Source organism: Brevibacillus brevis (assembly GCF_022026395.1).
Classification (GTDB): domain Bacteria; phylum Bacillota; class Bacilli; order Brevibacillales; family Brevibacillaceae; genus Brevibacillus.
Map to the genome: position 1 here is coordinate 3,819,249 of NZ_CP041767.1, position 13,661 is coordinate 3,832,909.

The 13,661-nt window shown below is 50.1% G+C and carries 11 protein-coding genes; all 11 read right to left on the reverse strand.

The window, feature by feature from the left end:
- Nucleotides 1-9: 9 nt before the first annotated feature.
- A complete protein-coding gene (gene carB / locus FO446_RS18285) occupies nucleotides 10-3,222 on the reverse strand; it encodes a carbamoyl-phosphate synthase large subunit (RefSeq protein ID WP_237898696.1) in 3,213 nt (1,070 codons plus the stop codon).
- Nucleotides 3,206-4,303, reverse strand: coding sequence for a carbamoyl phosphate synthase small subunit (locus tag FO446_RS18290; protein ID WP_173608163.1), 1,098 nt, complete (start codon nucleotides 4,301-4,303; stop codon nucleotides 3,206-3,208). The genes carB and FO446_RS18290 overlap by 17 nt, the downstream gene beginning before the upstream one ends.
- A 55-nt stretch (nucleotides 4,304-4,358) precedes the next feature.
- Complete coding sequence (locus FO446_RS18295) at nucleotides 4,359-5,639, reverse strand: dihydroorotase (RefSeq protein ID WP_237898698.1); 1,281 nt, start codon at nucleotides 5,637-5,639, stop codon at nucleotides 4,359-4,361.
- Nucleotides 5,606-6,547 (reverse strand): aspartate carbamoyltransferase catalytic subunit, encoded by a 942-nt coding sequence (locus tag FO446_RS18300; RefSeq protein ID WP_237901074.1) that lies wholly within the window; start codon nucleotides 6,545-6,547, stop codon nucleotides 5,606-5,608. The genes FO446_RS18295 and FO446_RS18300 overlap by 34 nt, the downstream gene beginning before the upstream one ends.
- A gap of 177 nt (nucleotides 6,548-6,724) precedes the next feature.
- Nucleotides 6,725-8,074, reverse strand: coding sequence for a solute carrier family 23 protein (locus FO446_RS18305; RefSeq protein ID WP_237898700.1), 1,350 nt, complete (start codon nucleotides 8,072-8,074; stop codon nucleotides 6,725-6,727).
- A 163-nt stretch (nucleotides 8,075-8,237) separates the two neighbouring features.
- Nucleotides 8,238-8,777 carry a bifunctional pyr operon transcriptional regulator/uracil phosphoribosyltransferase PyrR gene (pyrR, locus tag FO446_RS18310; RefSeq protein ID WP_007728461.1) on the reverse strand — a complete coding sequence of 180 codons (540 nt, stop codon included), beginning with the start codon at nucleotides 8,775-8,777 and terminating at the stop codon, nucleotides 8,238-8,240.
- 224 nt (nucleotides 8,778-9,001) lie between these two features.
- Nucleotides 9,002-10,363: a TolB-like translocation protein gene (locus FO446_RS18315; protein WP_237898702.1), complete on the reverse strand. Its 1,362-nt coding sequence runs from the start codon at nucleotides 10,361-10,363 to the stop codon at nucleotides 9,002-9,004.
- A 99-nt stretch (nucleotides 10,364-10,462) separates the two neighbouring features.
- A complete protein-coding gene (locus FO446_RS18320) occupies nucleotides 10,463-10,864 on the reverse strand; it encodes a VOC family protein (RefSeq protein WP_173608167.1) in 402 nt (133 codons plus the stop codon).
- A gap of 20 nt (nucleotides 10,865-10,884) precedes the next feature.
- Complete coding sequence (locus FO446_RS18325; protein WP_173608168.1) at nucleotides 10,885-11,814, reverse strand: RluA family pseudouridine synthase; 930 nt, start codon at nucleotides 11,812-11,814, stop codon at nucleotides 10,885-10,887.
- Between the two features lie 45 nt (nucleotides 11,815-11,859).
- Nucleotides 11,860-12,309, reverse strand: coding sequence for a signal peptidase II (gene lspA, locus FO446_RS18330; protein WP_173608169.1), 450 nt, complete (start codon nucleotides 12,307-12,309; stop codon nucleotides 11,860-11,862).
- A gap of 77 nt (nucleotides 12,310-12,386) precedes the next feature.
- A complete protein-coding gene (locus FO446_RS18335; RefSeq protein WP_173608170.1) occupies nucleotides 12,387-13,028 on the reverse strand; it encodes a serine/threonine-protein kinase in 642 nt (213 codons plus the stop codon).
- Between the last annotated feature and the right edge of the window lie 633 nt (nucleotides 13,029-13,661).

Genomic DNA, 13,661 nt, shown 5'->3' on the forward strand with positions numbered 1-13,661 from the left:
CTCCCCTTTTTATACAGTTACTGCTACTTTGGCACCAGCACGCTGGGCAGGCATTGCTTCTGTAGAGAATGTGATCGTCTCCAGTACGTGCAGGAGAGCGGAAGCTGTATCCAGCGAAGTCAAGCATACCGCGCCGTTTTCTACTGCTTCCCGACGAATGCGGAAACCGTCGCGTTGTGGCGTTTTGCCTTTTGTCAGTGTATTGAGTACGATGTTCGCTTCGCCTGTATGGATGACATCCAGCAGGTTTGGCGTGCCTTCGGACAATTTGCTCACGCGTGTGACTTGCAGTCCCGCTTGCTCCAAATAATCGGCAGTGCCTGCGGTTGCCATCAGCTTGAAGCCGAGGTGGCGGAAGCGTTTCACAATGTCTAGGGCTTCTTCCTTGTCTTTATCGGCAACTGTCACGAGCAAGGTGCCTTGTGTCGGGATATTCATCCCCGCTGCGACCAAGCCTTTGTACAACGCTTTTGCCAGTGTGCTCTCGCGTCCCATGACTTCTCCGGTCGATTTCATTTCAGGGTCGAGCGTAATATCAACGCGGCGCAGCTTTGCAAAGGAGAAGACGGGTACTTTGACAGAAACCATCGACTCCTCTGGATGGTAGCCCGGTGTAAAGCCTTGTTCGATGATAGAGTGACCAAGGATCGCTTTCGTCGCGATGTTCGCCATTGGAATCCCCGTTACTTTGGAGAGGAATGGCACCGTACGGGACGAGCGCGGATTGACCTCGATGACGTATGGGCGGTCTTTATAGATGACGAACTGGATGTTGAGCAAGCCTTTGATTTGCAGGGCACGCGCCAGCTTCGTTGTCATGTCGATCAGTTCATCCTTGATCGCTTGGGACAAGGATTGCGGAGGATATACAGCGATGGAGTCACCGGAGTGCACCCCTGCGCGTTCGATATGCTCCATGATGCCTGGAATCAGGACGTTTTCGCCATCGCAGATCGCGTCGACTTCCGCTTCTACCCCGACCATGTAACGGTCTACCAGTACAGGGTGATCAGGATTTACCTTCACCGCTTTTTCCATGTACTCCAACAGTTCGGACTGATTGTAGACGATTTCCATCGCACGTCCGCCAAGTACGTAGGATGGGCGAACCAGGACCGGGAAGCCAAGACCTTCTGCTGCCACTACTGCCTGCTCGACAGAAGTTACCGTTTTGCCTGGTGGTTGGGCGATTTCCAGCTCGCGCAGCAGCGCTTCGAACTTCTCGCGGTTTTCTGCTGCGTCGATGTTTTCCAGACTCGTACCCAAGATTTTGATTCCGCGTGCAGCCAGCTTGTCAGCCAAGTTGATCGCGGTTTGCCCGCCGAATTGTACGATGACACCCTCTGGTTTTTCCACATCGAGAATGTTCATGACGTCTTCGATGTACAGCGGCTCGAAGTATAGGCGATCAGATGTGTTGAAGTCTGTGGAAACAGTCTCCGGGTTGTTGTTGATGATCACTGCCTCATAGCCCGCTTCTCTCAGTGCCCAGACAGCGTGGACAGTCGCATAGTCAAACTCGATTCCTTGACCGATGCGGATTGGTCCGGAGCCCAGTACGACCACGCGCTTCTTGCCAGTCTCAATGCGCTCGTCTTCCACTTCATAAGCGGAGTAGTAGTACGGTGTTTGCGCTTCGAATTCTGCCGCGCACGTATCTACCATTTTATATACAGGTACAAAGCCTTTCTCTTTGCGCATTGCGTGTACCGCTTCTTCTGTCTCACCGCACAGCTCGGCAATTTTGCGGTCCGTGAAGCCCATGCGCTTTGCTTCGTACAACTTCTCACTCGTCAAGCCTTTTGCCAGTTCCGCTTCAAAGGCAATCATTTTATGGAACTTGTGCAGGAAGAACAGATCGATCTTGGTCAGGTTGTGCAGTTCTTCGATCGTCCAGCCACGGCGCAGTGCTTCTGCCAGCAGGAAGAGGCGTTCGTCATCCGCGTGCACCAGTCGTGCTTTCAAATCTTCCTCGCTGATTTCGTCTGCTCCTTTGATCTCGATGTGATAACTGCCGATTTCCAAGGAACGGATGGCTTTCATGATCGATTCTTCAAAAGTCCGACCGATTGCCATCACTTCTCCGGTCGCTTTCATTTGCGTACCGAGCTTGCGGTTGGCAGATTGGAACTTGTCGAACGGCCAGCGTGGAATTTTGCTGACGATGTAGTCCAGCGTTGGCTCGAAGCATGCGTAAGTTTGGCCTGTCACCGGGTTTTTCAGCTCATCCAACGTGTAGCCGATTGCGATTTTGGCTGCCATCTTTGCGATTGGGTAGCCTGTTGCCTTGGAAGCCAGTGCAGAAGAGCGGCTCACACGCGGGTTCACTTCGATCACATAGTACTGGAAGCTGTGCGGGTCGAGTGCGTATTGTACGTTGCAGCCACCCTCGATACCGAGCGCCCGGATGATGTTCAGTGCGGATGTGCGCAGCATTTGATACTCGCGGTCAGCCAGTGTTTGGCTAGGCGCTACTACGATGGAATCACCAGTATGCACGCCGACTGGGTCGATGTTTTCCATGTTGCAGACGACGATGCAGTTGTCGTTGGCATCGCGCATTACTTCGTACTCGATTTCTTTCATGCCGGCGATGCTTTTCTCGATCAAGCATTGCGTAATCGGGGAGTACTTCAATCCGCTTGCGACGATCTCGCGGAGGGTTTCTTCATCTTCACAAATTCCGCCGCCTGTACCACCCAAGGTGTAGGCAGGACGAACGATGATGGGATAACCGATTTCGTTTGCGAAATCGACAGCTTCTTCTACTGTGCTTACGATGACGGATTCAGGTACCGGCTCACCCAGTTCATTCATGAGGGAGCGAAACAGGTCGCGGTCTTCTGCTTGCTTGATCGATTCCAGCTTGGTTCCGAGCAGCTTTACATTTTCTTGCTCGAGAACGCCTGCTTCTGAGAGGGCAACAGCCATGTTCAAGCCTGTTTGACCGCCAAGTGTAGGCAGTAGTCCATCCGGCTTCTCTTGACGAATGACGCGCGCTACGAATTCAGGTGTGATTGGCTCGATATATACTTTGTCCGCCATGTTTGTATCCGTCATGATGGTCGCCGGGTTGGAGTTGATCAGAACTACCTCCATGCCCTCTTCTTTTAACGCTTCGCATGCTTGCGTGCCTGCATAGTCAAATTCTGCTGCCTGCCCGATAACGATAGGTCCAGAGCCGATTACGAGGATTTTTTTCAGATTATCTTGTTTTGGCATGAGTTTTTTCCTCCTTAGCGGTTTCCATCATCGCAAGAAACTGGTCGAACAGGTAGCCGGAATCATACGGTCCTGGAGCTGCTTCTGGATGGTACTGTACTGAGAATGCATTCTTAGCGGCATGACGTACGCCTTCGATGGTGCCATCATTCAGTGCGATATGTGTAACTTCCAGTTCCGTGCTTGCGAGCGAGTCTTCTTTGACTGCATAGCTGTGGTTCTGGGATGTGATATAGGTGCGTCCGGTTGGCAGCTCTTTTACCGGATGGTTGCCGCCACGGTGTCCGAATTTCATTTTCGTCGTGTCAGCGCCAGATGCAAGCGCGAACAGTTGGTGACCGAGGCAAATTCCGAACAGCGGATATTCACCCAAGATTTCGCGAATCATCTCTACGGCTTGTGGTACGTCCTTCGGGTCCCCAGGGCCATTGGACAAAAGTATTCCGTCCGGTTGAATGCGGCGAATCTCTTCTGCTGTCACATTGTAAGGCACAACGACAACGTCGCAGTTGCGCTTGGTCAACTCGCGCAAAATCCCGTGCTTGGCTCCGAAGTCTACCAGTACTACCCGATGACCTGTACCCGGGCAGCTGAAGACGCTTTTCGTAGAAACGCGTGATACTTGGTCTGTCATCAATGTCGTGCCGTTTAAGGCAGCAACCAATTCAGCCAACGGGGCTTCACTGGTTGTAATCATGCCCTTCATCGTGCCGTGGTAACGAATTTTTCTCGTAAGCATCCGGGTGTCGATTCCAGCAATGCCCGGGATGTCGTATGTTTTCAGCAGTTCGTCGAGTGTGTTGGTATTGCGCCAGTTGCTCGGTGCCTCGCAATGCTCGCGAACAACGAAGCCGTGAATGTATGGACGAACAGCTTCAAAGTCGTCCCGATTGATCCCGTAATTTCCGATTAGCGGGTATGTCATGGTGACGATCTGTCCGCAGTAGGATGGGTCGGACAAAACCTCCTGATAGCCAGTCAGCCCTGTATTGAAAACCACTTCCCCGTAGGACTCCTTTGTCGCTCCAAATGCCGTCCCGATAAATTCTGTTCCGTCTTCCAAGATCAATCTTGCACGCATCTATGCTCCTCCTCCATTGTCGTGTAAAAACTTTTGTCTTGTCTGTCAGTCGTTTTTACACGTTTTGATATACGATCTTCCCATCTACCAGTGTCAGGGTCGGCCAGCCTTTGCATGCCCAACCGGCAAATGGTGTGTTGATTCCTTTACTTGCGAATGTGCTTGGGTCAATTGTTTTTTCCGTTTCCAGATCAATCACAGTCAGGTCTGCTGGCGCGCCTACTTCCAGACGTCCGTATGGCAGATTGAATGCTTCTGCTGGCTTCACGGTCAACAGCTCAACCAACTTCTTCAAGGTCAGCTCTCCGCTTTGCACGAGATTTGTGTACAGGAGCGGGAATGCTGTCTCCAGTCCGACGATTCCGAATGGCGCACGGTTTATCCCGTTTGCTTTTTCCTCTTGGGTGTGTGGTGCATGGTCGGTTGCGATCATATCAATGGTGCCGTCTTTTAATCCCGCAATCAGTGCAGCACGATCTTCACGAGAGCGCAGCGGCGGGTTCATTTTCCAATTCGTATCCAGATTGTCCGGGATATCCTCGTCGCACAGCAAGAGGTGATGCGGACTGACTTCACATGTTACATTCACGCCAGCGCGTTTCCCGTCACGTACCAGACGCACCGACTCTTTCGCGCTGATGTGACATACGTGGTAGTGGACACCTGTCTGTTCTGCCAGCAAAATATCGCGGCCAACGTGGATGGACTCTGATTCAGAAGGAATTCCCGGGAGTCCATGTCGAGCTGCAACCACCCCGTCATGCAAAGCTGCTCCCGGGATCAACAGGTCTTCGTCCTCACAGTGAGCGACGATTGCGATCCCGAGCTCTGCTGCTTTTTGCATGGCCTTTTTCATCATCGCAGTTGATTGCACACCCACACCGTCATCTGTCAGCGCGAAGATCCCCGCTTCTTTTAACCCAGCGAAATCCGTCAGCTCTTTTCCCAATTGGCGAACGGTAATCGCACCATATGGGATCACGCGCGCCATACCTGCCTCGCTCGCTTTGTCCAAAATGTAGGTCACGGTCTCGACACTATCAATGGACGGTCGTGTGTTCGGCATGCATGCTACTGTTGTAAATCCGCCTTGTACCGCTGCTTTTGCCCCTGTTTCGATCGTTTCTTTATGTTCAAAGCCTGGCTCGCGCAGATGTACGTGGACATCGATGAGACCCGCGCTAATCATGCCGCCATGACAATCGATCCATTCATGTCCCTCGCGATCGAGTGTTTCCCCCATCGCTGTGATTCTTCCCTTTTCTACCAATATTTCCATCGGGGTGAGTTCCCCCGCCTGATTTAGTACGTTGCCGTTGCCAAGGATGATTCCCATGTCATTTCGCTCCCTTTCAAAAGAGTTTCTAAAACTGCCATTCTTGCTGCGACTCCGTTGGTCACTTGGGTTTGAATCAAGGACGTTTCGCATTCTACCAAATCGGTATGAATCTCAACCCCGCGATTGACGGGTGCCGGATGCATGATGACTGCGCCGGACTTCATCATTTTGGCTCTTTCCAGTGTGAGCCCATGTGCCTTGTGATACTCTTCCTTCGATAGATAGAGGGATTCCGCATGGCGCTCCAGCTGAACGCGCAGCATCATGACCACATCTGCGGTTTGAACGGCTTCTTCCATTTCCACGATTTTGACACCTTGCGGGATATGGGCTGGCATCATGGTAGTAGGACCTGAGAGCAGCAGATTCACACCGAGCTTCGGCAGCGCATGCAGATGAGAACCGAGCACGCGGCTGTGGCGCAGATCTCCAATGATCGCTACCGTGAGACCAGAGAGCTTGCCAAACTTTCTTTTCATGGTCAAAAGATCTAGCAGGCATTGCGTCGGGTGCTCATTCGTTCCATCTCCCGCGTTGATCAGCTTCAGGTCAACGCTTTCTGCCAACTCTTGCAGCAGGCCTTCCTTTTTGGTGCGGATCACGGCTGCTTCCACGCCCATTGCTTCCAAGGTGCGAATCGTGTCATAGACCGTCTCGCCTTTTACGGTAGAGGAGGTTTCCGGAATGAAGTTCAAAACATGTGCGCCCAGTCGCTTTTGAGCTACTTCAAAAGAGAAGCGTGTTCTGGTGCTGGCCTCGAAGAACAGATTCGCGACAAACCGTCCGCGCAGGATATCCGCTTGCTCAGTTGGTCTGGCAGCCCAATGCTCTGCTCGCTCGAGGAGCTGGATGATTTGTTCTTTCGATAAGTCTTTGAGGCCAATCAAATGCGCTACATTTTTCATCATGAATCCCTCCGGTTCTTTATTTTTCAAAAGAAAAAGCTTCTTGGCATCGCTTTGCATCTGGAGGCAAGCGAGACAAGAAGCTGGTTGAGTGCCTTTTTTGGGCAGCCAAAACAGCGTTCTTTGCCTTGCCAGCCTCTCTGGACTGGATTTAAAGGATTGGGAACGTTAGGCTATTTATTTTTGTTCTTCAAGGTGCGCTTCTCCCATCGCAGTCTCTTTTCCTGGAAGGATCAGGTGCAGAATAATTCCCAGGAAGGTAGAGAGTGCGATATTATCGATGGTCAGATCACTCAGGAAAGCGATACCTGTACTTGCAAAACTGATTTTGTATCCGCCGATTCCCGTGACGAGGATGACCGCTGCGAGAATCATGTTGCGCTTGTCTGCAAAATTCACTTTGTGCTCGACGTACATCCGCAAGCCTTGTGCTGCGATGATACCGAACAGGATGATGGAAACACCGCCAAGTACCGGCGTTGGAATCGTCATTAAAATGGCGCTAATCTTACCAGCGAAGGCGAACATGATTGCCAGTACAGCAGCCAGACCGATGACTACTCGGCTGTATACCTTCGTCATTGCAAGGACACCGATGTTTTCTCCATATGTCGTTGCTGGCGGACCTCCGATGATGGCTGCCAGTGAGGTCGCTACCCCGTCTCCGAGCAAGCTGCGGTGCAGACCCGGATTTTTCATCAGATCGCGATCCATGACCTTGCTCGTTACCAGCAAGTGACCCAAATGCTCTGCCAGCGTGACGAAAGCGACTGGCGCGATGACCAGTGCTGCGATCCATGCAGAGCCGTCACCGATCACACTCATGACTTCGGTAAATTTGAAGTGCTCCGCAAACATTTTTTGTGGCGTGATGAACCAGTCTGCTTCTACTACTTTTTGAAAGTTAATCAGTTCAGGGTGACGCAGCAGCGTGTAGACATAACCTGTAACCATACCGATCAAGATGGGGATAAGACCAAGGAATCCGCGCAGCATGACCGCTGCAAGCACTGTTATGACCACAGTTACGAGCGAGATTTCAATCGAAGTCAGCGACATTTGCGATTGACCGTCTACAGTGACTTTCGTTGCCATGTCTACTGCTACGCCAGCCAGGCTCAGACCGATCACGACGATGACAGAAGCGATGACAACAGGTGGCAGTACCCGATCGAGCCATTTGACTCCTGCTTTTTTCACGATACCGGCGACGATGATGTACACAATCCCGGAGAGGAAGCAACCCAAGAGTGCCGTCCCTACTCCATGTGATTGACTCACGACGATAATCGGACCGATGAAAGCGAAGGAAGAACCGAGGTAGTTTGGCAGTTTTCCTTTGGTGATCCACAGGAACAAAAGGGTTCCAATCCCGCTTGCCATGAGCGCCGTTGCTACATCCAGCCCCGTTAAGATTGGCACCAATACAGTCGAGCCGAACATCGCGAACAAGTGTTGGATACTAAGTGGCAGCAATCGCGAAATATGTGGTGTTTCGTCTACATCGATGTAATTTTTCTGGCTCATGCCTGTATGCCCCCTGTTTTGTTTCTTTCATTCAAAAAAGTGTCTTTTATACAAAAAACCTCTTTGTGCGGACACAAAGAGGCTAGCTTCACCATAATCATGGGAAGTATCTTGCCTCTTGCCGACCTCACGGGATCGTTTTTAAAGAGGAATCCTATTCTTTTTACAGTAGCTGTCGGATGGAGACAATATCCATAACGTCCACTTCTGCCAATTGTACATCGACAATTTCCGTTCGGGCAGTAGGGAGGTTTTTTCCGACGAAATCAGGGCGAATTGGCAACTCGCGATGACCACGATCAACCAGAACAGCCAGTTGAATCATCCGTGGGCGACCGTTGTCAATCAGTGCATCCAACGCGGCACGCACGGTTCTTCCCGTGTAGAGAACATCATCTACCAGAATCACGGTCTTGCCTGTGATTTGATCCGGGAGCTTGGAGCCTTGCAAAATGGCATCTTCGGACTTGTGTTGCAAATCGTCACGATAGAACGTAATGTCCAGCTCACCGACTGGGACTTTCACATTTTCAATCATTTCGATTCTTTCCACAAGGCGTTGCGCGAGGTAGATCCCTCTGGTCTTGATGCCCACGATAATGAGATCCTCGACGCCTTTATTTCGCTCGATAATTTCATGCGCGATTCGCGTGAGTGCGCGGCGGATCGCCGCTTCATCCATAATAACGCTTTTGTTGATCATCTCAATATCCCCCTTTTCGACGGGAACAGTGGACCTTACGAAAAAAGGCTCCTTGTCAGGAGACAAGAAGCCCTCGGACAAACTGACCGGACTTTTAAACGTCCCGTCTGTTTGTCATTCCGTGCCCTTGCCAGCCTCACTGGACTGGATTTAAAGGTTCCATTCGTCATGTAGAATTATGTCACGATTCAGGACGGGTGTCAATGCAGCCCGAAAAAGTCTAACTATTCCCAATAGACACTGACCCACGGTGGCAAGTAGTTCGCATAATAACCAATGTCCCCTGTCATATCTTTGATCAGCTCGATTTGTTTGTCCGCATTCTCGCCAATTCCTTGGATAAACAGGGAGCCATGCTCCGCTCGATCCAACCGCAAGAAAAGAAGCTGTTTCCCATCTGGAGACGGCGCTGGATAGTAGTCCGCTGTATTCGCTTCCCCTTTTGTCACCTGCTGCTCCGCTCCATCTGCGGATCGCCGCCAGATGCCTTGTTCCGGTACCATGACCTTCTTTGGGTCGTAGGAATACTCTGTAGCCAAGCCTCTGGTGAAAAGCAGCGTGTACGGAGCTTTCGGAATCCATACCGGGTAAGTGTCAACCACCACTGGACCAGGGCTGACTGTTTTGACCTTTCCTGCTCGATCCATCAGCTTCAACTGCTTGTTAGTTGTGGCGATCCGGTCAGTTCCATCGACAAAAGCGAGCTGTTCGCCATTTGGTGTCCAGGCAAGCCAATCAGGATAAGCCAATCCTGTTCCGATCTCTAATGGCTTTTTGGCAGGCTGTGTCAAATTAAAGCATTGAATCGGTACGCCATCAGCAGACAAGGAGCCTGAGTTATACCTGACAAAGTAGGCCACAGCCTTCCCATCCGGAGATACTTTTAAGCCTGTCGCTGCCCATAGGTATATGCCTTCCCCCACTTTTGGCGGTTCTGCTATCGGATAGGCAGCCAACGGTTTACCTGCAAGTGTGCGCAAGGCCAGTGTCATCGGCTTATTTTTTTCGGCAGGTAGCGAGACAAGCATGTTTTCCCCATCCGGCATCCAGGCAAAATCTGCGAAATCAGCCTTCGTTGTACTTTGCAAAGCTAATTCTCCATGCTCTTGGACGTCTTTTACGATCAGCAATAGTCTCGGTGCTTCATTACTGCCAACATTCACGGTGTACGCGAGCTTGTTCGCTTTCGGAGACCATTTTGGCGTTTCAAAAACCGCTCGCTCGTCTACCTGCACAGCTTTGCTGCCGTCAGCGCTGACGATCCACACATAGCCTGGTGTCGAGTAATTGTCGTTGCCTTTGTATTTCACAAACAGGAGCCACTTGCCGTCTGGCGACCAGCCCACGATCTGTGCATAGCCGTCCTTGGTGATTTGCCTTACCTTTCCTGTCGCATCCCGTCCATCTACCAAAAACAAATGCTGGTTGCTCGTAAATGCAATTTTTGCCGGAACGCTTATTTCCTTGTTCACTCGCTCTGGCCACTGGCTTTGGGCTGCCACCTTTGCTTCACCGTTTGCTGTGACAAGTACAGCCAAAAGGACAAAAAGGCTGATCAGCTTCCCCCATTTTCCGATCACAGGCATTCACTCCTTACACGCTCTATTGAATGATGAAAAAAACGCCAGAAGAAAGTAATAAGCTCTCTACTAGCGTTTTCCAATCCAACTGCCATTATGTAAGTGTCATAGGAAGACTGGCTGCAACAACAAAAAACGATTGCCATACAGATCCTCGAAAACAACCTCAATGCCATACATCACTTCGTTTGGTTCACTCACAAACTTTACACCGCGTTGACGCAGTGTTTCGTATGTGGACCAAAAATCATCCGTCTCCCAAACCCACATTGGATTTTTGCCGACTTGACGAAGCATTTCCTGCGCAACGTCTTCCCGATGCCAATGAGTTGGGTCATGCAGTACAATCTCTATCTCCTGCCCAGGCAGGCTGACGGTGAGCCAACGAGAGCCATCATCCATACGCGAATCCATGCGTTTTTCGAAACCGAGTTTTTCCGTGTAAAACCGCAATGCCTCTTCACAGTCGTGAACGTACAGCGTTACATGCGCTAATCTTTTTAGCACGGCTATTCCTCCTGTTCTCTTTACGCTTGTCGGAGAACTTCGATGACCTCAAGCATTTCCTTCGGCATTGGCGCTTCGAACTCGAGCTGCTCTCCTGTACGTGGATGGATGAAGCCCAATGTTTTCGCATGCAGAGCTTGTCCATCGAGCTCCAATGTATTTTTCGGACCGTATTTCGGGTCACCTGCCAGTGGATAGCCAATGTACTTCATGTGTACGCGAATTTGATGGGTACGTCCTGTTTCGAGTTTCAATTCTACCAACGTGTACTCCTTAAAGCGCTCCAACACGATAAAATGCGTAACAGCTGGCTTGCTGTTTTCAAAAACGACCGCCATTTGCTGGCGATTTTTCGGATCGCGCCCGATTGGTGCTTCAATCGTTCCCATTTCATGCGGGATGACACCGTGAACAATCGCGACATACTTCCGATTGACTGTATGTGCTTTCAATTGTTCAGCCAAACCCATATGTGCCTTATCGTTTTTAGCTACCATCAAAAGGCCGGAAGTATCCTTGTCAATCCGGTGGACAATTCCCGGACGCAAAACGCCATTGATTCCGGACAAATCCTTGCAATGTGCCAAAAGCCCATTGACGAGTGTCCCACTGTAATGACCAGGAGCAGGATGCACGACGAGTCCACGTGGTTTATTCACGACCACGACATCGCTATCCTCATATACAATATCAAGCGACATCTCTTCTGGCTGGATCGCCATTTCTTTTGGCGGCGGAACACGGAGGGTCACTTCGTCCTCTGCCTGTAGCTTGTAGTTGTTTTTGATCGGTTCACCATTTACAGTGACACGACCTTCCTTTACCCAAGCCTGCACCTGTGAACGGGACCAATCTTCATTTTGCAGCGTGATAAATTTGTCGATGCGCTCACTCGTATCCGCTGGGTCTACCGTCCAATCGTAACGTTCAAATAATTGCGTGTCATTCATGTATGTTCTCCACCTATCCGAGCTTTCCCACTATTATTCTCATGACTATCGGTTTTTCTTCCCATCCAGAAAAACATCGAGAAGCAAAATCCCCACACCAATCGTGATGGCCATATCAGCCACGTTAAAGATCGGGAAGTGAATCAACGTAAAATCGAGAAAATCTACGACTTGACCGGACGTCGCACGATCAATGAAATTCCCGACGGCTCCACCCAAGACAAATGACAGCGCCAACGATGCACGAGGTTGTTTTTTTCCCAAGCGAATCAAGGAAATGACAATCCCAATCACAACGACAGTGGTAATGGCAATAAAAAACCAACGTCGATTTTGCAGGATGCCAAACGCCGCTCCCATGTTTCGATGGGAAGTTAGATGAAATACGTCCGCGATCAAAGGAATGGATTCTCCCAGTTCCATATACTTCACGACTAAATACTTTGTAAACTGATCAAGCGCAATAATTACTGCCGCAATGAGATAGTACAACAATGGAATGTCCTCCTTATTCTGCTTCGACCAGCAACTGTACAAACACAATGTCAAATGATCATTTTACCAGAGACAGCCTACGTGAACAAGCGCTTTCCTTTTTTGTACAGTCGATAGCCTTTGCGTACGACTTCCAGCATCCACAATGGAATTTTCCATCCACGATCCTTGATAAACGGCAGATACACCTTGTAATACGCCTTACGTAAATCACGCCATTTCGTGTCTGTATCATTGACATAGTAATCCGATACATCAATCAGATACCCTCGTCCCTGATCCATTAATACGTTTTTCCCATGGACATCATGTGGAAACAAGCCCTTCCTGCGGGCTTCTTCTAGCGCCTCCTCCACGTCTTCAATCACCTGCGGAGGAATCGGGATACCAAAGCGCACACAGTCAAACAGGGGTATGCCGTTCATCCGCGTAATGACCAGGTATCCTTCTCCATAATCATAACAGATGGGGAAGGAACGAGTCTCGCCAAGCTTGCGATAGACTTCGATTTCCTGTTCGGCTCCTGGTCTTCCAGGTGCGTACAGCTTGATCACTACCTTCGGATAGTCCGGATGGGCAAATACGGCAGCATAATTGCCAGTACCGACCAGCTCCCAGGGATATGGCGTGTGGTGTACGACGACTGGATCATCTGGCGACAGACTCTCCACTTGAACTTCCTGTAAAAAAGCTTTCAATATATGCTGATCGATCCGCATCGTTTCTCATCATCTCTCATCAGTTACCGACTTCGAACTACGTTAAAACAAAATTACTACTACGATCATTCAGACACTTCCTATAAGGGGCAAAAAATCCTTTGCACTGGTAGGGCCAGGAGGTCCTGTCCGATTCCAATGAAAGGATTGCATATGGACAAGAATACCTCATTTTTTTGATTTGGTAAATGGGTAGCGAATGTCCACCAATCGTACCTGTTTTTATGTAGTGTATAACGAATGATTCTAACTGATTCATTTGGAAAATAAGGCTCTTGTATGGTGCTGTCGTGGTGGGGAGGAAACAGGAGAAAACGCTCAGATTCTAGGGCCACCCGCTGGGAGATTGACTGCCCGGCTCCATGATAAAAAGCGAAACCCGCGTCCAAAGTCGTCCCTTCAGGAGGTATCTCAGAGGTGGACGCTAAGAGCTTGTTTCTCTTTTTTTCATTGCGCCTCGGTCGGTGTCCCTAAGATCTTCGCTTTTTTCTCCTGTTTCCCCTACGAGCTTCCTGTGTTTACCACACATTTTAAAGCTTTAAAAGAATGAAGAATGTAATCGTTTCGCCAGAGAAGAATATTTCCAGACGTAGCGACTTGTGGAGTCCTACCCAGCGCAGAAGGGATTCGCGG